This is a genomic window from Microbacterium sp. (assembly GCF_011620715.1).
Lineage (GTDB): Bacteria > Actinomycetota > Actinomycetes > Actinomycetales > Microbacteriaceae > Microbacterium.
The window spans coordinates 1-18,998 of the sequence record NZ_WOYP01000123.1 but is presented as its reverse complement, the minus strand read 5'-3'; the positions used below and the strand labels follow the sequence as shown (position 1 = coordinate 18,998).

Below are 18,998 nucleotides of genomic sequence, written 5' to 3'. Positions count from 1 at the left end.
AGAGTGGAGGTACGCTCAAATGGAGCATGGCAACGAACTGGTCGGCAAAGTCCTGGGAACAGTGACCTTTCCGATCGAAGCGGGTAAGGTTCGCGAGTTCGCGAAGAGCATCCAGGATCCCAATCCCGTCTTCCGGGATCCCGAGGCGGCAGTGCAGGCAGGTTTTTCGGCGATCCCAGCGCCACCGACGTACTCGGTTGTCGCTGCGCACTTCCAGGAGGGCGAAGGATCGTTCTCTTCGCTGGGGTTGGATCTGGCCAGGGTGCTCCACGGCGAGCAGAGCTGGACGTTCCACCGGACGCCCGTTGTCGGCGACGTCCTCACCGGTGAGACTAAGGTAGTGAGCGTAGAACAGAAGCCTGGTGGCCGCGGTGGCGTCATGACCTTCGTGAAGCTGGGGACCGAGTACCTCGACCAGAACGGGTTGCCCGTTGTCACGGAGGAGTCGACGGTCATCGAGACGGCTGCGGTCGTCGGAGGGGGCGAGAAGTGAGTAACGAGGCAGCGAAGACGCTGAGCGCTTCTGACGCAGTGGTCGGACTGACTTCTCCGGTCTACACCGTTGGACCGATCACCCGCACGGACATCGTCAAGTACGCTGGCGCGGGCGGTGACTTCAACCCCATTCATCACGATGAGGCTTGGGCTGTGTCGATCGGTCTCCCCTCGGTGTTCTCGATGGGTCTGTTCCAGGGCGGGCTGTCGTCCCGCCTGGCATCCGACTGGCTCGGCCTCAAGAACCTGACGGGCTTCGGAACGCGGTTCCGCAGCCAGGTGTGGCCGGGGGAAGTGCTCAAGATCCAGGGCGAATTGACAGAGGTGGAAGCCGGGTCGGACGGCACGGCGGTCAAGGCCAAGATCACGGTGACCAATGAAGACGGAACCGACGTCAAGATCCAGGCGTGGGCGACTGGGATCCTCCCGAACTGACAAGAATGGCCGGTCATGGCCGCAACGATTCGAGTAGAGAGAGTTATCGATGCAGTTTGAACTTAGTGACGAGCAGCTTGAGTTCCAGAAGAGCCTGAGGCGCATGATCTCTGACCGGTCCCCGGTCAAGAGCGTGCGCGAGGTCGTCAAGACCGAGGCGGGCTGGGATGAGGGTCTGTGGCAGCAGTTCGCCGAACAGGCCGGGCTGCCCGCGTTGCTGGTGCCCGAAGAGTACGACGGTGCAGGGGCGACTCTGGTCGAGGTCATGATCGCGATGGAGGAGATCGGCCGTGGAATCGTCCCGTCGCCCTTCTTCGCGACGACGGCGTTCGGTGTGGTTCCGATTCTGACGTTCGGCTCAGAGGCGCAGAAGCAGGAGCTGCTTCCCAGCATCGCCGCGGGCGAGATCACTGTGACGACGGCACTCACCGAGCCCTCCGGCAACTGGGGACCCGACGGCGTTGAGATGGTTGCTGCCGGCAGCGGCGACTCCGTCACACTGACCGGGACGAAGTCGTTCGTCATCGACGGCCACACCGCTGACAAGATCATCGTGGTCGCCAAGTCCGGCGATCAGTACGGCTTGTACATCGTCGACGGCGATGCGTCGGGCCTGACCCGCACCAAGCAGACGACGCTCGACCTGACGCGCCCGATGGCGACGCTCGAGTTCGCTGGTGTCTCGGCCACGGCTCTCGGCGAGCCCGGCAGCTGGGATCGCGTCTCGCACGTGCTCGACGTGGCCGCGACTCTTCTCGCTGCTGAGATGGTCGGTGCGATGGAAGCATCCATGACCATGGCTGTGGAGTACGCAAAGGTCCGCAACCAGTTCAGCCGCGCGATCGGCTCCTTCCAGGGGATCAAGCACCGCCTGTCCGAAATGGCGGTCGAAGTCGACACCGCGCGCGCCGCCACCTGGTACGCGGCATACGCCGGCGCCGAGGGACTGGACGACTTCCCGACCGCCGCGCTCGTGGCCAAGGCAACCGCAGCAGCCGGCTTCGCATTCACCGCATCCTGGACCGTGCAGGTCCACGGTGGAATCGGCTTCACGTGGGATCACGACGCGCAGCTGTACTACCGCAAGGCCAAGTCCACCGAGCTGCTGCTCGGCTCGACGACGGACACGTGGCTGGAGCTGGCTGACCGCCTCGGAGTCTGAGCAGGACCCCGCACGGCGGGTCGTCCGCTGAGAACCGAGTGACCACAAGGAACAGGGGTACGGCGTGACGTCGTTGTTGGACATCCTCGATGTAGAGCCGCAGGGGGACGATGTATTCGCGGGTTCTTCGTCGGGGATGATCCAGCATCTCTTCGGCGGTCAACTCCTCGGTCAGTCGGTGGTCGCTGCGGGGAGGACCGTCGAGGGAAGAGAGATCAACTCGCTGCACGGCTATTTCCTGCATGCAGGGGATGGTCGTCGTCCGGTGGAGTACCAGGTGCAGCGGACTCGCGACGGGCGCTCCTTCAGTTCGCGCCGGGTCGTCGGGATGCAGGACGGACATCAGATCTGGACCGCTGACTTGTCCTACCACACGGGTGAGACGGGATTCGAGCGCGCCGAAGAATCGCCCCCCAGTCTGCCGCCCGAGGAGCTTCCCTCCTTCATGGAGGGGATGCGGGCCACGATGGGAACCGATTCCGAGTGGGACGACTTCGATATCCAATGGGGCGGCCCCTGGCCACCCATGGGTCGCGCGCCCGAGGGCCTTCCGCCACACAATCAGTTCTGGTTCCGGTTCAACAAGGAGCTGCCTGCTGACCCTGTCATCAACGCGGCGGTGCTCGCCTATGTCTCGGATCTGTCCTTTCTGACGCCCGTCCTGCTTCCTCATGGTGCCTTCATGTGGTCGCGAGGGATCCGTGCGACCTCGCTCGATCATGCCGTGTGGTTTCACCGGCCGTTCTCGGTAGACGAGTGGCTGCTGTACGACCAGTATTCCCCTGTCATCTCGCGTGGACGGGGTTTCGCGATGGGCGGCATCAGCGCTGCAGACCGCGGGCGCGTCGCGAGCACCGCTCAAGAAGGCATGATCCGCTCGACGACATGAGGCTTGAATGAGTGCTCCAGACCGTCGCCCGGTTGCGTTGGTCACCGGCGCATCACGAGGTATCGGCAGGGCGATCGCCCGCGAGGTCGCTCGTGCGGGCTTCGACGTCGTCATCGGCTATCACGAGGACCACGAAGGAGCGGAGGCGACCGCCGCGGAGGTGGTCGGGTTCGGCGGATCAGCAGTCTCGGTCGGAGCTGATTTGCGTGACCTGGCCGCCGGAGAGAGGTACGTGCAGGCAGCGCTCGACCGATTCGGACGCTTGGATGCACTGGTCAACAACGCCGGCATCGCCCGAGATCGCCGGGTGCGGCGTATGACGGACGCCGACTGGACCGATGTCCTTGCCGTGGACCTCGGCGGGGCCTTCAGCTGCTCGCGCGCCGCAGTCACGGCGCTCGCCGAGTCGCCGACGGGCGCTATCGTCAACGTCTCCTCGATTGTCGGAATGAATGGAAACGTCGGGCAGGCCAACTACGCCGCGGCCAAAGGCGGCCTTTTGTCGTTGACGAGATCGCTGGCCCGCGAGTTCGCGCCGGACGACATCACGGTGAACGCCGTTGCGCCGGGATTCGTGCTCACCGACATGACGTTGACGCTCCCCGCGGAGATCATCGAGGCCAATATCGCCGCGACTCCGCTGGCACGTCCCGGCGAACCCGAAGACATCGCCTCCGTCGTGACGTGGCTCGTCTCGCCCGCTGCGCGCTTTGTGACCGGTGCAGTGATTCCCGTCGATGGCGGGCTGTCGCTCTGACGGCGCTACACCGAGGCGCTCACTCGGAAGGCCGCCCGCGCAGATAGTCGATGTGCATCGCTGTCTGGGCGACCGCGGAGAGGCGCAGGTATCCATGCAGGTGATCCCAGCCCGCCGTCCAGTGAACCTTCTCAGCCACTCGCCACACAGTCGTATCAGGCTCGGCGCGCATGATCGACCGTACTTCGTCGGAGCGCCGACGATGGTGCCCCACGGTTTCCTCGATGCGATCGAGCAGTCCCTGGAACGAGTAGCCGTGTCCGGGGTGCACCAGGTCGACATCGAGGCGGGTCAGCGCATCCAATGAGTCGAAGTAGCGTTCGAGGGGGTTCTGGCGTGACGATCCGGTCCCGGCGCTCAGCCCGATTCCGGGGTGCACCATCGGCAGCAGCGTATCGCCGCTGAACAGGGATCTCGTGTCTTCGTCATACAGGCAGATGCTGCCCTCGGTGTGTCCCGGAGTGTGGACGACGCGAAGGCGGCGGCCCGGGATGTCAAGCACCTCGTCCGTCTCGACGCGCACATCGGCGCGCACGCTCACGCCCTCGCCCAGCTGCCGCTGCCGCCACAACTCCGTGTAGAGCTTCGTTCGATCGGCCCACGGCGCGCCCCAGGACCGAAGTCGCCGGAAGAAGCCGACCGCAATCGACAGCGAGGCCCCGCTCTCCGCCGCTTCTGCTTCGGCGCGATGCATCAAGAGCGGTGCCCCACTCTGCTCCTTCAACCACGGTGCGAGGCCGGTGTGATCAGGGTGGAGGTGGGTCGCCACGATCGTCTTCACGTCCGTCAGGCTCTTGCCGATCTGACCGAACGACGATTCGAGCCTCGCCCTGTTGTCGGCCGTGTCCCATCCCGGATCGATCACATGCACCGCACCCTGGTCGTCCAGGACAAGATAGGTGTAGGTGTGTCGGACGTACTGGTCACCCTTCAGTGGCAACGGTGCCGCCCAGACACCTTCTTCGACCTGCAAGGTGTCGGGAAGGTGATGACCTGTCCACGCTTCGAACTGACTGTGATTCGGCTGTACGCTCACCGCCTCATCCTAGCGATGCCTCGGACCCGCCCTCTGTCCAGACGGGGTCGGTGGCGGAACTGTCGGTGCTGAGTCCGCCCAGTACCAACGCCGTGATCTGGCGGCTCGCCGAGTCCAGAGTGAGACCGGAGTGCGGCCGAAGCCACCGAGCCGACCACCCGGTGATGCCGATGATCGCCTGGGCGGCCACGACGGGCGCGATGTCCTCGCGCACTGCTCCGGTTCGCTGCCCCCGCTCGATGAGTCCGCTCACGTTCGCCACGAAGCGCTTCATCCACGCCTGGTAGGCGTCGTCCAGGTCTGCCGGCAGCTCGCGCTGATCACCGTAGATGACCCCGTAGTAATCGCGATACGTCATGGACAATCGGATCTGCCCGTCGATGAGGCAGGCGATTCCCTCGAGTGGGTCGACCTTGGAAAGAGCCTCTGTGACGACGATGTTCGCGCGACGAAGAACCAGCTGGAAAACCTGACCGAGCAGAAACCCTTTGCTCTGCGCGTGTGCGTACAGGGTGGGCTTCGCAATGCCCAGCTCGGTCGCAATCAGCTGCATGGTGGTGTTCTGATAGCCGTGCACATGGAAGAGGTTGGCGGCCACACTGACGATCGTCTCGAGGTCTGGCGTCTTGGCTCTGCGCGCGGTCATCGTCGGCGCCTCATCCATGTCGAACGGGTTCGCGCTCCGGTCTTCGCCAACTGCCATGTTCACACCCTCCGGTCTGGCCAAAGATAACGGCGAACGTCGGCCTCGCCTCGCCTCCGAACCCCTGCGTCGCGCCTGTCTTCCCGGTGGTGGCCGGTCATACGGCCGAGTGCGGGAGCTCCCGTAGCCAGGTTGTGGGAATTGTACCCGTGAGGTAGATTACTCGCGAATGGACTCCTCAGCGAGCACGTCGACGATGCCGGACAATCGCATCTCGACGCCGCAATGGAGCGTCGCCTGTAAGCAAATTTCCGATGGAGGAATGTCGTGGGACGTCTAGATAACCGTGTCGCCGTTGTTACCGGAGCGGGCGGGGGGATCGGCGCCGAGGTCGCGAAGCTGTTCGCGAGCGAGGGTGCGAAGGTCGTGGTCAACGATCTGGGTGCGCAGGTCGACGGGACGGGCACAGACGTCGGGCCCGCGCAGGCAGTCGTCAACGAGATCATCGCGAACGGCGGTGAGGCGATCGTCAACGGCGGCGATGTCAGCGACTACGACTCCGCCGGCGGCATCGTGCAGTCCGCGATCGACGAGTTCGGCAAGCTGGACATTCTGGTGAACGTCGCCGGAATCCTGCGTGACCGGATGCTGGTCAACCTGAGCCCGGAAGACTGGCAGGCGGTGCTCAATGTGCACCTGACGGGCACCTTCAACACCAGCAAGCACGCCGCCGTGTACTGGCGCGAGCACCGTGGAGAAGGTCAGTATCGCCTCATCAACTTCACGTCGGGCGCCGGGCTCTTCGGTTCCGCCGGCCAGCCCAACTACGCAGCGGCGAAGCTGGGAATCGTCGGCTTCACCCTTTCGTGTGCACACGCTCTCGACCGCTACGGCGTCACCTCGAACGCGATCGCACCTGCGGCATCGACACGCATGACCGGCACCATTCCCCCGGAGCGCGCCGCCGAGATGGGCATCAACCTCGCCGACCTTGCTCCGTCCGCGATCGCCTACCCGGTGGCCTACCTTGCCAGCGAGGAGTCGGGTTGGCTGAACGGCCGTGTCGTCGGCGCACAGGGCGGCCGTGTCACGCTCTACGAGAACTACCACCCCGAATCGGTGCTGGTCTCTCAGGACCCCTGGACCATGGACGGAATCTTCGAGTCGTTCCCCCGAGCGTTCCACCCCGACAAGCAGGGTCTTGCGGGCATCGCCTGAGACCCTTCCGTCCTGCGAGACCAACGAAGGTTGAATCAAGGATCATGACAGACCGAAGCGCCTCCATCGTGGGTATCCACGAGTATCCAGACCGATTGGTGCCGGGAAAGTCGGCACTCCAGATCAAGGCGGCCAGTGCGGCCGCCGCCCTGGAGGACGCCGGTCTCACCTGGAAGGACGTGGATGCCGTCTACGATTCGGGTGACGCCAGCAGCTTCCCGGGGCTCGGCATCCAGGAGTACTTCGATCTGCATCCGCGCATCACGGACACGACGGCGGTCGGCGGGAGCTCATTCGAGTTCCACGCCGGCCACGCTCGTGACGCGATTCGCGCAGGCCGCGCCAATGTGGCCCTCATCACCTACGGGTCGACGGCACGGAGCCAGGCGTTCGCGATCGGCACCGGAGCCGGTGCCATCGGCGGCGCGAAGGATCCGGCATCGAACATGGAGATCCCGTGGGGGCAGACCCTGATCTCGAACTACGGGATGGTCGCCAACCGTCACATGCATCAGTACGGCACAACCTCTGAGCAGCTGGCGGAGATCTCGGTCACCACTCGCGCCCACGCGATGCGCAACCCCGACGCCGTGCGGGCGATGACCGATCTCAGAGTTCGTGACATCGGCGAGATCACGATCGATGACGTGATCAACGGCAAGATGATCGCCGACCCGCTGCACCGCCTGGAGTGCTGCATGATCTCGGACGGCGGTGGTGCCGTGGTCATCGCCTCCGAGGAGGTCGCCAAGAGCACACGCAAGAAGCCCGTGTGGATTCTCGGCGCCGGGGAAGGGATCGGATTCGTCGACAACAAGAACGACATCACGATCTCCGGCGCGGCCCAGTCGGGCCCCGCGGCATTCGGTGAGGCGGGACTGAGGCCAGATCAGATGGATGTGGCGATGATCTACGACTCCTTCACGATCACCGTACTGACCTGCCTCGAAGACCTCGGCTTCTGCAAGAAGGGCGAGGGCGGAGCATTCGTGGAAGGAGGGCGGCTTCGGTGGGACCGAATCGGCGCCCCTGCGCTCAATACGGATGGTGGTGGACTGTACTCGAACCACCCCGGCATGCGCGGCATCTTCCTGCTCATCGAAGCGGTTCGGCAGCTGCGGGGTGAGTCGACCTCGCAGAGGGAAGGCGCCAAGTTCGCGGTTGCTCACGGCAACGGCGGGCGGCTCGGAGCCGTCCATGCCGGCGGCACCATTGTCCTCGGCAACTGATCGGAACGGGGAGAACCGTGTTGGATAACCTCATGGGCGGAGCGCCCTCATTCCTGCCCAACCTCGACGAGCCGGACACCGCGCCGTTCTGGAAGTCGACCGTCGAGCACAAGCTGACGTACCAGGTTTGCACGAAGTGCGAGGGCATCGTCTTCTATCCGCGAGCGCACTGCGTTCATTGTCTCAGTCTCGATCTCGAGTGGCGTGAATCCGCCGGCGAGGGAACGCTCTATACCTATAGCGTCGTGCGCGACAACAGGATGCCCGGATTCGCGGAACTGGTCCCTTACGCCGTCGCATACGTCGATCTCGACGAGGGGTTCCGGATGCTGACCAGACTCACCAACGTCGATGTCGACGCGGTCTCCATCGGGAGCCGCGTGCGGGTCTCATGGAATGATCAGTCGACGGTGTCTCTGCCCGAATTCGAACCCATCGAGTGATCCTTGGAAGGCACTGATCTGACTCGAGCGACTGTCGTCGGACGGCATCCGCATACGGCTGGTGGAGCGGGGTTGGGGCGCGTCCGTATGGACTGCCATCTGCACACGGTTCATTCCGGGGATGCCGTCACCACCCCGGAACAGATGCTTCAAGGCGCGCGCGCAGCTGGTCTGGGCGTCATCGCCGTCACCGACCACCACGCCGTGGACGCGGCGAAGCGCATGCAGGAGATGGCGATCGGTTACGGCGTTGAGGTGGTCGTCGGTGAGGAGATCCGCACGCCTCTCGGTGAGATCATCGGACTGTTCCTCACCGAGCGTGTTCCCTACGTGCTGCCGCTTTCCGAAGCGGCCGCACGTGTTCGGGATCAGGGAGGCGTGGTCTATGTCCCCCATCCGTTCGATCCCATCAGATCTGGGCTTGGCAGGCGTGGGCTCGATCAGCTCGCCGGGGCCGGTCTGCTCGATGTCGTCGAGGTCTACAACGCCAAGGTGCCCGACGAGTCTGTCAACGAATTGGCGCAAGCGGCCGCCGCCGAGTTCGGCGTGCCGGGCGGTGCCGGCTCTGACGCGCACGATCCTGAGGGGATCGGTGCCGTCTTCATGGAACTCGATGAGTTCTCCGACCGGGACGGATATATCACGTCCCTCCGCGGTGCCTCGATCACGGGGCACCGGTATGCTCACAGCAGACGGTTCCGAACGCGCGCGGATATAGAACGCGAATCCGCGTGAGGAACTGTCGAAACGATGAAAGGACGCAACAATGGATCTGACGTACCCGCCTGAGGCAGAGGAGTATCGCGCCCGCGTTCGCGGGATTATCGAGGGTGCCGTGCCTCCCGGATGGAAGGGTATCGGCGCGATTTCGGACGAGGCCGAGCGCGCGGCATTCAAGAAGCACTGGCGCAAGGTGCTCGCTGACGAGCAGCTTCTCGCCGTGTCATGGCCCAAGGAGTTCGGCGGCCCGGGCCTGAGTGCGATCGAGCAGGTCGTGATCGCCGAGGAATTCGCTCGGTACGGCGTTCCCTCCGGAGACGAGAACGACATGTTCGGCATCAGTCTCCTGGGAAACACGCTCACGGTCTGGGGAACCGACAAGCAGAAGGCGCACTATCTGCCCCGTATCCTCTCCGGTGAGGACAGGTGGTGCCAGGGATACTCCGAGCCCGGTGCGGGTTCCGACCTCGCCGGCCTGCGCACGAGCGCTGTGCTGGAGAACGGTGAATGGGTCGTCAACGGTTCGAAGATCTGGACCTCGGCCGGTCACCTCGCGGACCACATCTTCACCCTGGTTCGCACCGACCCCGATGCCCCGAAGCACCGCGGGATCAGCCTTCTGCTCATCCCGATGGATCAGCCGGGCGTTGAAGTGCAGCCGATCCTCAACATGGCCGGCGACCACATCTTCAACCAGGTGTTCTTCACCGATGCGCGGGCAGCCGAAGAGGACATCGTCGGGCCCGTGAACCAGGGGTGGATGGTCGCCATGACCTTGCTCGGATTCGAGCGTGGCTCCGGCGCGACCACTGACGCGATTCGCTTCAAGAACGACCTGGACCGGTTGTTCGAGATCGCGAAGACGACGGGCAAGAACAAGGACCCCAAGGTCCGCGAGCTTCTCGCCTGGTGCTACAGCCGTGTCGCGATCATGCAGGCCCGTGGCTACCAGACGCTGACGAAGTTCCTCAAGGGCGAGAACCCGGGAGCGGACGCGGCGATCGCGAAGCTGGTGTGGAGCGAGTACTTCCAGCGCTACACCGAGCTGGCACTCGAGATCCTGGGGATGGACGCCGTCGCCCCTTCCGGTGCGGGCGCGGGAAGTGCTCTTCAGACTGCGGATGTGGGAACGCCCAACACATCGATGGCCTGGGTGGAGACTGCCTTGTCGGCACGAGCTGCCACCATCTACGCCGGGAGCTCGCAGGTTCAGCGCAACATCATCGGCGAGCAGTTGCTCGGACTGCCGAAAGAGCCGAAGATGGACGGGGGCCCGTTCCGGGATCTCGTCAACACCTGACGAATGTCTGCTCGGGGCCGCGGCATTTCAGCCGCGGCCCCATACAATCACTGCATGGCCTTTCGGCCGGCGCATGAAAACCAGCTTGAGAAGGAGAAGCAATGAGGCTTTTTGAAGGTATCCGGGTCCTCGAGATCGGCGGCGGGATCGCTGCGGACTATGCGACGAGGCTCTTCGCCGATTACGGCGCCGAGGTGATCAAGATCGAGCCGCCGACGGGCGATCCGGTTCGCGGCATGGTGCCGTTCATCGGGAATGCTCCGGATGAGAACGGCTCGGCCGTTTTCCTGCACACGAACACGAGTAAGAAATCTGTCGTGCTCGACCTCGAGGAGCAGTCGGCCCGCGATGCTCTTCTGAAGCTTGCCGCCACCGCCGACATCGTCGTCGAGTCGCTCAAGCCCGGCGCACTCGCCGATATGGGACTCGGCTTCGACGACCTCGTGAAGGTTCAGCCGAAGCTCGTGATGACCAGCATCACTCCGTTCGGGCAGGACGGCCCGTACGCGCAGTACGAGGGTTCCGAGCTCATCTACTACGGTATGGGCGGCCCGATGGCCGGAAACGGCTCCGAGGATGACGTCCCGGTCAAGCTGGGCGGATACATGTCGATCTACCAGACCGGCAACACCGCGGCGACGGCGACCATGGCCGCCGTGCTTGTGGCCGAGGGCCAGGGCGAGCCGGTTCACATCGACATCTCGGGGTTCGAGGTCGGATTGAGTTCGTCCGACCGGCGCACCACGTTCCTTCTCGCTCATGCCTACAACGGCGAGGTCACCGGCCGTGGCAACGTGCTCGGCGGCATCCTTCCCAACGGCGCATTCCCCACCGATGACGGGTATGTCCAGACTGTGGTGACGCAGGCATGGTTGCCCCGAATGATGGCCGCGCTCGCTGACGATGACCTGAATGCCTACTTCATGAAGGTGGCGGAGAACCCCGCGATGTTCGCGACGATCGAGACCAAGGAAGCCATCGATGCGGCACTGTATCCCTGGTTGCTTTCGCGCACCAAGCAGCAGGCCATGGAGGATGCCCAACGTCACAAGTGGCCCCTCACGGCCATCAAGACGCCGACCGAGGTGCTCGACGACGCGCACTACAAGCAGCGTGGGTTCTTCACCGAGGTGACGCATCCGATCGGGACGGTCGTTCACCCCGGCGCGCCGTTTGACATCGAGGGCGGCTGGGAACCCGGCGCAGCTCCCCGTCTCGGTGAGCACACTGAGGCCGTTCTGTCCACCCTGCCCGTCGACTCGCTGTAACCGACCGAGCTACTACGAAGGAGTATCATGGCTCATCTTCCTCTCGAGGGTCTTCGCGTCCTCGACATCACCGTCGTCTGGTCCGGTCCGACCGTCACAATGCTGTTGTCCGACCTCGGCGCGGAGGTCATCCGCGTCGACAACCCCTGGCTGTTCCCGAGCAGCACCCGCGGAATGGTGGTCCGTCCCACTCCTCCCCAGATGGAGATGATGGGGACGATGGGGCGCGCCTACCCCGACGGCGAGCCCGACGAGCGCCCGCAGGACCGGCACGCGATGTTCAACTGGCACGCGCGTGGCAAGAAGTTCATGACGCTCGATCTTCGCCAGCAGTCCGGTCGCGAGATCTTCATCGAACTGGCCAAGACGGCGGACGTGTTCGTCGAGAACAACAACGTGTCTGTGCTGGGAAACCTGGGTATTGATTGGGAGACCCTGCACGAGGCAAACCCCAAGCTCATCCTGCTGCGCATGCCCCCGGCGGGCATCGGAGCTCCGTACTCCTCGTACCTGGGGTTCGGCGCACACTTCGAGGCGTTCTCGGGGGTCACCGCCGTCCGCGGCTACGCGGAAAGCGCGCCGGCGACGACAACCAGCGTGTTCCAGATGGACCCCGCTGCAGGATCCATCGGAGCCTTCGCAGTCATGGCGGCGCTGCGCCGCCGCGAGAAGACCGGGCAGGGTGAGCTCATCGTCCTCCCTCAGGTCGAGAACGAGATGAACCACATCGGTGAGATGTTCATCGACGCCGCGGCCAATGGTTACGATAACCCGCCGCTGACCAACCGCGACCGGAACTTCGTGCAGGGCGCGTATCCGACGAGCGAAGAGGATCGATTCGTGAGCATCACGATCCGCACGGATGCCGAGTGGCGCAGCGCGGTAGGAGTGATGGGTGACCCCGAGTGGGCCGCCGACGAGCGATTCTCCACCCAGGCGGGCCGGCTCGCCGCGCAGGACGAGATCGACGCGGCGATCGCAGAGTGGACGCGTTCGCGGACTCGTCAGGACGTCTTCACCGCGCTGCAGAGCGTCGGCGTTCCCGCGGGGCCGATCATGCTGGAAGACGACGTCTTCGCCGATCCCCATGTCAAGGCCCGCGGATTCCTTCGTGAGAACACCGGGTACGCAACCGGTACTCACCTGTATCCCGGACACCAGTGGAAGTGGAGCGGTCCCGAGATGAAGTGGGCACCGATCAGCGGCCTGGGCATGGACAACGAGTACGTCTACAAAGAGATTCTCGGGTTCAGCGACGAGCAGTACGCACAGGCGGACCGCGACGGCCACATCTCTACGATGTACCTGGATGCGGCTGGTAACCCGCTCTAATCGTTCACCCGCGTAAAGCGCAATGGAGGTTGTATGAATCTGTCAATGGTCGTAGATATACCCGCGATGATCGTGCCCGATGAGCCGGCGCTCTTCGGGGAAGACCACGAATCGACGTATCAGGAAATCCGGGATAACTCGGCGCGTCAGGCAACGCTGTTCGAGTCGCTGGGGGTGAACCCGGGGGATCGCATCGGACTGCTCGCGACGAACAAGGAGGGGACACTCCTGGCGTTCTTCGGCGCATTGATGTGCGGTGCGACGGTCGTGCCGATGAACTATCGTGCGCGCGGAAACGAACTGAGCCACCTGCTGAGCGACTCGGGTGTGACGCTGGTGATCACCGAGGACCGCTACATCGACAGCATCGTCAGCGCCGGGATCAGTCGTGACCGGGTGCTCACTCTCGAAGAGGCGAGTTCCCGAGCGGCTGACCTCGAACCGAAGGACGAGTCGGCCGACGTCGAGGACACCGACGTGGCCATCATGCTCTACACGAGTGGCACCACGTCGCTGCCGAAGGGCGTGCTGCTTACTCACGGCGGGTTCACTCAGTACGTGATGGGCCAGGGTGAGGCGGCCGACGGCGAGTTCCACGGCAGGGTGGCACTGGCCGCGCCGCTGTACCACGTTGCCGGTTTGACCGCCATGACGGTGTCGCTGTTCTCCGGACGTGAGACCTACCTGATCGACTTCGAGCCCGGTAAGTGGCTCGAGACCGTGCAGAAGCGCAAGATCACTCACGCGTTCCTGGTGCCGTCCATGGTGTCGTTGGTGCTTCGGCACCCGGACTTCGATCAGTACGATCTGTCCAGCCTGGAGATGGTGACCTACGGCGCCGCGCCGATGCCGCCCGCTGTTCGTGAGGCGATGCTCGAGCGTTTCCCGAAGAGCATCGCGTTCTCCTGCGCCTACGGACAGACCGAGACCAACTCCACTGTGGCAGTGCTCGGCGCCGAGGATCACCGCCTCGAAGGAACGCCGGAGGAGATCGAACTGAAGCGGCGCCGGTTGAGTTCGGTGGGCCGGCCGCTGCCCGATGTCGAGATTCGCATCATCGATGAGGACGGGAACCAGGCAGCTCCCAATGTGACCGGAGAAGTGTATCTGCGCACTGACCGCGCGATGGCCGGCTACTGGGGCAAAGGTGGCGGAGCGAGGGTCCTTCTGGACTCCGAGCACTGGGTTCACACGGGTGACCTGGGCCACCTCGATGAGGACGGCTACCTGTTTCTCACCGGCCGGGCCAGTGACCTGATCATTCGCGGTGGCGAGAACATCTCGCCCAACGAGATCGAGGAAGTGCTGGAGCGCCACCACGAAGTCGAAGAAGCGACGGCATTTGCAGTGGTCGACGATCACTGGGGTGAGCGCGTGGAGGCGGCGGTTCGTCTGGTGGAGGGTGCCACGGTGACCGAGGCGGATCTCATCGAGATGTGCAAGGAGTCTCTGTCCGGAGCCAAGCGGCCCGACCGCATCTATGTCGTTGAGGACTTCCCACGCACCGCGACGGGCAAGGTCCTTCGTCGACAGCTGAGCAAGGAGTTCGGTCCCACACAGATGGCAGATGTGGCGGGCTGAAGCCGCCCCACTGCATCATCGACGTGGAGGCTGGTTTCGCCAAGCTCCAGCCGAACTCACTGTCATCGGCGGACGGATCCAACAGATCCGAGCGTTGATGGAACCCGGGCGGGATGCCGTTGAATCGGTGGTCCTGCCCGGGTTCCATGACTCTCATCTGCACCTGCGTGCAGCGGCTGCGGCAAGACTTTCGGTTGATCTGAGCGCCGTAAGCACGGTGCCCGCACTCCTCGAATCCTTGCGCACCGGGGCGGGGGACCTCGAGGGCCGCTGGATTCGAGGCTGGGGGTGGGATGAGAGCACTCTCCAGGAGCGCCGCGCACCTACGGTCGCCGAAATCGATTCGGTCACCGCGAGTCGGCCGTGCGCACTGCATCATCGGACCGGGAAGCTCGTCATCCTCAATTCGGCCGCCAGGCGGGTTCTGGCGCGTTCCGCTCAGACGCCGGTTCCGCTCGACGAGGTGGTTCGCGCGGACGCAGCTTTCCTCCGTGACATGCCGCGTCAGCCGGAGGGAACGCTCGAGTCCGCCCTGGCTGACCTTTCCCGTGAGTTGGCGGCCGCCGGCGTGACAAGCGTGACGGACGCGACGGCGACCAACACGTGGGACGATATCCAGCACCTTCGCGACTGGGTACGTCGTGGCGTGGTGCGTCAACGCGTCAACGCTCTTGTCGCCTTTGATCAGGTGTCGTCGACAGGCGGACTCAGGGGCGATTCGGCGAGCGACGACGGAGTGCGGGTGCTCGGCGCAAAAGTCGCCGCGCCCGCTGACGGGATCGCCGAACGCGTGCGACACGTGCGTGGATGCGGCTGGCCGGTCGCGATCCACGCCACCGAGCCCGACGAGATCGAAGCTGCGCTGACAGCGATCAGCGAATGCGGTCCTCCCGCGTGGGGGCGTGACCGCATCGAGCACCTCGGCCTTCCGCTGCCTGGCCATCTTGAGCGCATCCGTGACGCGGGAATCGCTGTGACGACCAATCCCGCCTTTCTGTCAGAGCGCGGACAGAAGTACCGTGAGTCGCTGAGTCCGGTCGAACAGGATTGGCTCTACCCGGTGCGCAGCGTGCTGGCGCACGGTATCCCTCTCGCCGCCGCAAGCGATCGCCCCGTCACCGCGGCAACACCGCTCAGCACCATGGCAGACGCGGTACACCGCCGTCCGCGCAGCGGTGAGGGTGAGCCGTTGAGCCGGCATGAGCGGGTGGCGCCGGACGAGGCTCTTGCTCTTGTCACCGACAGGGCTCAGGTCGATGGTCCGGCGCTCGATCGTGGTCGCGGGCGCGGTGCAGCGTGGCCTGACCTGCACCTGAGCGCCGACCTCGTCGTGCTCAGCGAGGACCCTCGACTGCTGTCCGAGGAGTGCGAAGTGCTCGGGACCTTCGTGGGCGGGCGGGCAATCTGGGGTGGTGAGGACCCCGCTGAGTAGCTACATCACGGGTTGCGATGTGCAACAATGAAGCGTCAAATGGTCACCGGCATGAAGGGCAGGTAAAGAAGACCATGAACCAAGCGGGTAAGCGAATGAAGTGCGAAGTATGTGGCGCTGAACTGGTCGTTACCAAGGGCGGCGACGGCACACTGCTGTGCGACGACGTCGAGATGGTACTGAAGTAGGATCCCCTATTTCTTCTGATTTCCTGGAACTACAAGAGGACAAAGAGCGATGCTGAAGGTCGGAAAGCGGTACACGTGCGAGACATGCGGCACGCAGGTGCTCATCACGAAGCCCGGCGGTGAGGCGGACCCCCAGTGCCATGGGGCGCCGATCACCATCGAGGAGCCGAAGCAACTCGCTTCTTCGGATTAGTCTGAGACGCGCATCGTGGCGCGAATCGGGACGGCCCTCATCGCTCGGGCGCCTTTGGCTCAACTGATCGAGCAGGCGAAGCTCGTTGAGGGTTTGGGGTACGACCGAATCTGGTTGCCGGAGATATCCGGTCGTGATTCCTTTGTATCCGCGGCTGTGCTCGCGACCCAGACGCGATCGATCGGTGTCGGCTTGGGAGTGGTGCCTTTGCCGTCGCGACCACTGCCTGCACTCGAGATGGCGACTGCTGCACTGACGGAATGCGCACCGGGCCGGATTGCGGTCGGTCTGGGAGCCGGTCACCGAGAAACGGCGGAGAGCCAGTTCGGATGGCGCGGGTCGTCGACACCTGAAGCTGTCGGGGAGGCCGTCGTGGCGATCCGCGATGCGTTGCACAGCGCAACCCTGCATCACCGCGGCGCGACTGGGGAACCGCTGGTTCTCCAGTTGCGCGGTCAGCACGTGCAGACGCCGCCCGAGCTGTTCGTGGGGGCTCTGCGCGAGAGAATGGTGACCGTGGCGGCGCGCGTCGCCGACGGGATGCTCCTCAACTGGGTGACCTCGCAGCGTGCGGCGCGGCTCTGCGAGGTCGCTGCCGCTGGAACAGGTGAACGGCACTTCACGACAGCCGCGTACGTGCCCGTCTGCGTCGTGGACGGACCGCAGGAGCGTGAAGACGCATACCGTGAGGTCGCCAGCCAGCTTTCGTCATATCTCCAGCTTTCGGCGTACGGAGATCTGCTCGCGGAAGACGGCTACGCCGACGATGTCGAGGCGGTGCGGGCGGCTCGGCGGAGCGGGCGGGATGCAGCGCGCGCTGTCAGCGCAAGCCTCATCGAGGCGGTCGCTCTGATCGGAAGTGCGGACGAGGTGAAAGCCGGTCTCGATCGCCTTCGCGAAGCAGGAGTCGACGAGCCGGTTGTCGCGCCCGTCACTGTGGGCGCGGACTCGGCGGCGTCACTGTTCGGTACCTGGGCGGCGCTTGCCGAGTGAGGCGAGGGGTTGTCACAACCAGTTCGCGTCTCATACGCTGACGGGGAGGCCGCCCAGGCCATACGTCAACAGAAGATCAGGTGTGAGAAATGCCCGAGGCAGTAATCGTTTCGACAGCCCGTTCACCCATTGGACGCGCAGGCAAGGGATCGCTCAAGGAGATGCGTCCCGACGACCTCGCGGTCCAGATGGTTCGTGCAGCATTGGACAAAGTGCCGGAGTTGGACCCGAAGGACATCACGGATCTGATGCTCGGGTGCGGACTGCCCGGGGGCGAGCAGGGGTCAAACCTCGGCCGCACCGTGGCCGTGATGCTGGGCTACGACCACCTTCCCGGCACCACGGTGACGAGGTACTGCGCTTCGTCTCTCCAGACCACTCGAATGGCATTCCACGCGATTCGCGCAGGTGAGGGTGATGCGTACATTTCCGCGGGTGTAGAGGCAGTGAGCCGCTTCTTCAAAGGAACATCCGACTTCATTCCCGGACAGGACCTGACCAATCCGATCTTCGCCGACGCGCAAGCGCGCACAACCGCGCGCAGCGGGGCCGGTGCCCCGGTGTGGCGGGACCCCCGCGAGGACGGCGAGCTTCCCGATGCGTACATCGCGATGGGTCAGACGGCAGAGAACGTCCAGCAGCTGCTGGGGATGTCGCGCGAAGAGCAGGACATCTTTGCCGTGCGCAGCCAGAATCTGGCAGAAGCGCAGATCGCGTCGGGTTTCTGGGCTCGCGAGATCACCCCGACGACTCTCCCCGATGGAACGGTTGTCTCTCGGGACGACGGTCCACGGCCGGGTGTCACCCTGGAGGGCGTCAGCCAGCTGCAGCCCGTGTTCCGTCCTGACGGGACCGTCACCGCGGCCAATGCCTGCGCGCTCAACGACGGCGCGGCAGCCGTCGTCGTGATGAGCGATGTCAAGGCGAAGGAGCTGGGCCTGACTCCGCTCGCCCGGATCGTGTCCACGTCGGTGACGGCGATGTCACCCGAGATCATGGGACTTGCGCCCGTCGACGCGATTCCGGCCGCGTTGCGCAACGCGGGGTTGTCGCTGGACGACATCGACCTGTTCGAGATCAATGAGGCATTCGCCGTGCAGGCCCTCGGCTCCGCTCAGCGCCTCGGCATCCCGGTCGACAAGCTCAACGTGAACGGCGGCGCGATCGCCGTCGGGCATCCGTTCGGCATGACCGGGGCACGCATCACGACGACCCTGATCAACTCCCTGCAGTGGCACGACAAGCAGTTCGGCGTCGAGTCGATGTGCGTGGCCGGCGGCATGGGCATGGCCATGGTGATCGAGCGCCTTTCCTGAGCGAGACGAACGGCTGTTGAGGTCGATGAGCATCCACCTCAACAGTCGTTCTGCGTCGGTACTGGTTCGATAAGTTGGCGACCCCCATTGACACCCCCGGGAGCTGTCGCTAGCCTGGTGAACCAGCCGGTTAGTTTTGCCGATTGGTGATTGCAGAGGTCAATGTGGACTTTCAAGATTCCCCCGAAGAAGCTCAATTCCGCCGCGAGGTGCGTGAGTGGCTAGAGGCCAACGCGGCGCCGCGGCGCGATGACGAAGGAAGCCTCTTCTCCGAGCGTGATGACGATGCCGAGTACCTGGCGACGTCCCGAGCGTGGCAGGCGAAGAAGTTCGATGCCGGCTGGGCGGGGATCACGTGGCCCAAGGAG

General features: G+C 64.4%; 19 protein-coding genes and 1 pseudogene. 18 read left to right on the top strand and 2 right to left on the bottom strand.

What is annotated here, in order from left to right; genetic code table 11:
* Nucleotides 1-19: 19 nt before the first annotated feature.
* The 5 genes from QZV84_RS11220 (at nucleotide 20) to QZV84_RS11200 (ending at nucleotide 3,738) form a co-directional block, all read left to right on the top strand.
* Nucleotides 20-493, top strand: a complete 474-nt coding sequence (locus QZV84_RS11220) for a MaoC family dehydratase N-terminal domain-containing protein (RefSeq protein ID WP_292829457.1) — start codon at nucleotides 20-22, stop codon at nucleotides 491-493.
* Nucleotides 490-930, top strand: a complete 441-nt coding sequence (locus tag QZV84_RS11215; protein ID WP_292829455.1) for a MaoC/PaaZ C-terminal domain-containing protein — start codon at nucleotides 490-492, stop codon at nucleotides 928-930. The genes QZV84_RS11220 and QZV84_RS11215 overlap by 4 nt, the downstream gene beginning before the upstream one ends.
* A 49-nt stretch (nucleotides 931-979) precedes the next feature.
* Nucleotides 980-2,092 (top strand): acyl-CoA dehydrogenase family protein, encoded by a 1,113-nt coding sequence (locus QZV84_RS11210; protein WP_292829453.1) that lies wholly within the window; start codon nucleotides 980-982, stop codon nucleotides 2,090-2,092.
* Between the two features lie 64 nt (nucleotides 2,093-2,156).
* Nucleotides 2,157-2,981, top strand: coding sequence for an acyl-CoA thioesterase domain-containing protein (locus QZV84_RS11205; RefSeq protein WP_292829451.1), 825 nt, complete (start codon nucleotides 2,157-2,159; stop codon nucleotides 2,979-2,981).
* 7 nt (nucleotides 2,982-2,988) lie between these two features.
* Nucleotides 2,989-3,738 carry a 3-oxoacyl-ACP reductase family protein gene (locus QZV84_RS11200; RefSeq protein WP_292829449.1) on the top strand — a complete coding sequence of 250 codons (750 nt, stop codon included), beginning with the start codon at nucleotides 2,989-2,991 and terminating at the stop codon, nucleotides 3,736-3,738.
* A 19-nt stretch (nucleotides 3,739-3,757) separates the two neighbouring features.
* Here QZV84_RS11200 and QZV84_RS11195 read toward each other — a convergent pair whose 3' ends face one another.
* The gene (locus QZV84_RS11195; protein ID WP_292829447.1) at nucleotides 3,758-4,774 is read right to left on the bottom strand and encodes an MBL fold metallo-hydrolase; all 1,017 of its coding nucleotides are present in this window, start codon (nucleotides 4,772-4,774) and stop codon (nucleotides 3,758-3,760) included.
* 4 nt (nucleotides 4,775-4,778) lie between these two features.
* The gene (locus QZV84_RS11190; RefSeq protein WP_292829444.1) at nucleotides 4,779-5,477 is read right to left on the bottom strand and encodes a TetR/AcrR family transcriptional regulator; all 699 of its coding nucleotides are present in this window, start codon (nucleotides 5,475-5,477) and stop codon (nucleotides 4,779-4,781) included.
* Nucleotides 5,478-5,744: 267 nt separating this feature from the next.
* On the opposite strand from QZV84_RS11190, the gene QZV84_RS11185 reads away from it, so the two are divergent.
* From QZV84_RS11185 to QZV84_RS11130, 13 genes and pseudogenes are all read left to right on the top strand, one after another.
* A complete protein-coding gene (locus QZV84_RS11185) occupies nucleotides 5,745-6,635 on the top strand; it encodes an SDR family NAD(P)-dependent oxidoreductase (RefSeq protein ID WP_292829442.1) in 891 nt (296 codons plus the stop codon).
* A gap of 44 nt (nucleotides 6,636-6,679) precedes the next feature.
* Nucleotides 6,680-7,864, top strand: coding sequence for a thiolase domain-containing protein (locus QZV84_RS11180; protein ID WP_292829440.1), 1,185 nt, complete (start codon nucleotides 6,680-6,682; stop codon nucleotides 7,862-7,864).
* A gap of 32 nt (nucleotides 7,865-7,896) precedes the next feature.
* Nucleotides 7,897-8,307, top strand: coding sequence for a Zn-ribbon domain-containing OB-fold protein (locus QZV84_RS11175; RefSeq protein ID WP_292829438.1), 411 nt, complete (start codon nucleotides 7,897-7,899; stop codon nucleotides 8,305-8,307).
* An 87-nt stretch (nucleotides 8,308-8,394) separates the two neighbouring features.
* Complete coding sequence (locus tag QZV84_RS11170) at nucleotides 8,395-9,042, top strand: PHP domain-containing protein (RefSeq protein WP_292829436.1); 648 nt, start codon at nucleotides 8,395-8,397, stop codon at nucleotides 9,040-9,042.
* Between the two features lie 31 nt (nucleotides 9,043-9,073).
* Nucleotides 9,074-10,327 carry an acyl-CoA dehydrogenase family protein gene (locus QZV84_RS11165; RefSeq protein ID WP_292829434.1) on the top strand — a complete coding sequence of 418 codons (1,254 nt, stop codon included), beginning with the start codon at nucleotides 9,074-9,076 and terminating at the stop codon, nucleotides 10,325-10,327.
* 101 nt (nucleotides 10,328-10,428) lie between these two features.
* Nucleotides 10,429-11,595, top strand: coding sequence for a CoA transferase (locus QZV84_RS11160; protein ID WP_292829432.1), 1,167 nt, complete (start codon nucleotides 10,429-10,431; stop codon nucleotides 11,593-11,595).
* Nucleotides 11,596-11,622: 27 nt separating this feature from the next.
* Nucleotides 11,623-12,927, top strand: coding sequence for a CoA transferase (locus QZV84_RS11155; RefSeq protein ID WP_292829430.1), 1,305 nt, complete (start codon nucleotides 11,623-11,625; stop codon nucleotides 12,925-12,927).
* A gap of 33 nt (nucleotides 12,928-12,960) precedes the next feature.
* Nucleotides 12,961-14,508, top strand: a complete 1,548-nt coding sequence (locus QZV84_RS11150) for a class I adenylate-forming enzyme family protein (protein WP_292829428.1) — start codon at nucleotides 12,961-12,963, stop codon at nucleotides 14,506-14,508.
* Nucleotides 14,495-15,940 carry an amidohydrolase family protein gene (locus QZV84_RS11145; RefSeq protein ID WP_363331911.1) on the top strand — a complete coding sequence of 482 codons (1,446 nt, stop codon included), beginning with the start codon at nucleotides 14,495-14,497 and terminating at the stop codon, nucleotides 15,938-15,940. The genes QZV84_RS11150 and QZV84_RS11145 overlap by 14 nt, the downstream gene beginning before the upstream one ends.
* Nucleotides 15,941-15,957: 17 nt before the next feature.
* Nucleotides 15,958-16,128 (top strand): hypothetical protein, encoded by a 171-nt coding sequence (locus QZV84_RS11495; RefSeq protein ID WP_363331910.1) that lies wholly within the window; start codon nucleotides 15,958-15,960, stop codon nucleotides 16,126-16,128.
* Between the two features lie 208 nt (nucleotides 16,129-16,336).
* On the top strand, nucleotides 16,337-17,314 hold the full coding sequence (locus QZV84_RS11140) for an LLM class flavin-dependent oxidoreductase (RefSeq protein WP_292829424.1): 978 nt from the start codon (nucleotides 16,337-16,339) through the stop codon (nucleotides 17,312-17,314).
* Between the two features lie 89 nt (nucleotides 17,315-17,403).
* A complete protein-coding gene (locus QZV84_RS11135) occupies nucleotides 17,404-18,630 on the top strand; it encodes an acetyl-CoA C-acetyltransferase (protein ID WP_292829422.1) in 1,227 nt (408 codons plus the stop codon).
* 143 nt (nucleotides 18,631-18,773) lie between these two features.
* Nucleotides 18,774-18,998 (top strand): annotated as a pseudogene (locus tag QZV84_RS11130) (hypothetical protein); the annotation flags it as partial.

Bases quoted from the DNA above. Each gene is read 5' to 3' on its own strand.
- QZV84_RS11160 (WP_292829432.1), top strand. From the start codon at position 10,429: ATGAGGCTTTTTGAAGGTATCCGGGTCCTCGAGATCGGCGGCGGGATC.
- QZV84_RS11190 (WP_292829444.1), bottom strand. From the start codon at position 5,477: ATGGCAGTTGGCGAAGACCGGAGCGCGAACCCGTTCGACATGGATGAG.
- QZV84_RS11145 (WP_363331911.1), top strand. From the start codon at position 14,495: ATGTGGCGGGCTGAAGCCGCCCCACTGCATCATCGACGTGGAGGCTGG.
- QZV84_RS11155 (WP_292829430.1), top strand. From the start codon at position 11,623: ATGGCTCATCTTCCTCTCGAGGGTCTTCGCGTCCTCGACATCACCGTC.
- QZV84_RS11170 (WP_292829436.1), top strand. From the start codon at position 8,395: ATGGACTGCCATCTGCACACGGTTCATTCCGGGGATGCCGTCACCACC.
- QZV84_RS11495 (WP_363331910.1), top strand. From the start codon at position 15,958: ATGTGCAACAATGAAGCGTCAAATGGTCACCGGCATGAAGGGCAGGTA.
- QZV84_RS11165 (WP_292829434.1), top strand. From the start codon at position 9,074: ATGGATCTGACGTACCCGCCTGAGGCAGAGGAGTATCGCGCCCGCGTT.
- QZV84_RS11150 (WP_292829428.1), top strand. From the start codon at position 12,961: ATGAATCTGTCAATGGTCGTAGATATACCCGCGATGATCGTGCCCGAT.
- QZV84_RS11210 (WP_292829453.1), top strand. From the start codon at position 980: ATGCAGTTTGAACTTAGTGACGAGCAGCTTGAGTTCCAGAAGAGCCTG.
- QZV84_RS11220 (WP_292829457.1), top strand. From the start codon at position 20: ATGGAGCATGGCAACGAACTGGTCGGCAAAGTCCTGGGAACAGTGACC.
- QZV84_RS11200 (WP_292829449.1), top strand. From the start codon at position 2,989: ATGAGTGCTCCAGACCGTCGCCCGGTTGCGTTGGTCACCGGCGCATCA.
- QZV84_RS11175 (WP_292829438.1), top strand. From the start codon at position 7,897: ATGGGCGGAGCGCCCTCATTCCTGCCCAACCTCGACGAGCCGGACACC.
- QZV84_RS11135 (WP_292829422.1), top strand. From the start codon at position 17,404: ATGCCCGAGGCAGTAATCGTTTCGACAGCCCGTTCACCCATTGGACGC.
- QZV84_RS11180 (WP_292829440.1), top strand. From the start codon at position 6,680: ATGACAGACCGAAGCGCCTCCATCGTGGGTATCCACGAGTATCCAGAC.